A 1,255-nucleotide genomic window follows, 5' to 3' on the forward strand; every position below is an offset into this window, starting at 1 on the left:
TGGAGTGGGTATGATGAATTGGACACCTAGTTAAGAGCGAAAGGTGTTCAAGATGACCCAAAGAAGAAAGCGATACGACAGGCAGTTCAAGGTCTCGGCGGCAAAGGTGGTCCTGTCCGGGGAAATGACGGTCAAAGGCCTATCGGAGGAACTCGGCATAAAGGATTCGACGCTGAGAAGATGGGCCCGCGAATACGAGGAGATGGGAGACGGCGCGTTCCCCGGAAACGGCTCCCCGAAGATCAACAAGGACTACGAGATCGTGAAGCTCAAGAAGAAGGTCGAGGAGCTCGAGCGCGAGAACGAGATACTAAAAAATTTCCGGGCCTTCTTGAGTCAAGACCATGCGTGAGGTTCGAGTTCCTCAAAGAGCATAGGGGCGAGATCGGCCCCATCAAGAAGGCATGCGGGCTGATGAAAGTCTCGAAATCCGGTTTCTACGAGTATCTCGGCCGGAAGAAGTCCGACGCCCAGATAGAGCGGGAGGCGATCGAAGGTTTCGTCGTCGAGGCCTTCGAGCGGCACAAGGGCCGTTACGGCTACCGGCGCATCAACCGCGAACTGCGAAAAAGCGGCATCGTCGTGAGCGAGAAGCGCGTGCTCCGCATCATGCAGAAGCTCGGACTTGCCGGAAAGGGCGCGACCCGAAAACACCGCATCCAGAAGAAGGTCGAGCCGGGAGACCCTCGGTTGAACCTGGTAGAGCGCGCTTTCACCGTGGGCGAGCGCAACAGGCTTTGGGTGGGCGACATCACCTACATACCCACAAGAGAAGGGTGGCTCTATCTCGCAGCCGTGATAGACGCCTTCTCCCGCAAGGTCGTGGGCTGGTCAATGTCCGAGCGCATCACCGAGAAGGTCGCGATCGACGCGATGGAGCAGGCGGTCGGCAGGGAGGGTCCGCCAGATGACGGCAGCCTCGTCTTCCATGACGATCGGGGCGCGCAGTACACCTCCCGTTCCTTCCAGCGGTGTCTGGACTCGCATGGCATAGTCCAGTCGGTATCAAGGCCCGGCACGCCGCTGGACAACGCGGTGGCCGAGTCGTTCTTCAAGACGCTGAAAAGGGAATTGGTGAAAGAGAGGAGCTATGGGACGAGGGACGAGGCCAAGCAGGACATCTTCAAGTACATAGAGCTCTATTACAATAGGGTGCGCATGCATTCCACCCTGGGCTACATGTCTCCAGTGGAATACGAGCGGCAATACGCTTGAGGATCCTTAAAAGAAAGTCCAGTTTATCCTTCCCACTCCA

General features: G+C 57.4%; 1 protein-coding gene and 1 pseudogene. Both read left to right on the plus strand.

The annotated features are described in order from the left end of the window. Window positions 1-52: 52 nt before the first annotated feature. Window positions 53-292, plus strand: a pseudogene (locus KSY82_RS10435) (transposase); the annotation flags it as partial. Continuing rightward, a complete protein-coding gene (locus tag KSY82_RS10180) occupies window positions 181-1,215 on the plus strand; it encodes an IS3 family transposase (RefSeq protein WP_254881814.1) in 1,035 nt (344 codons plus the stop codon). The pseudogene KSY82_RS10435 and the gene KSY82_RS10180, both read left to right, overlap by 112 nt. Window positions 1,216-1,255 lie beyond the last annotated feature (40 nt).

The organism is Collinsella aerofaciens, from assembly GCF_019131995.1.
GTDB lineage: Bacteria > Actinomycetota > Coriobacteriia > Coriobacteriales > Coriobacteriaceae > Collinsella > Collinsella aerofaciens_S.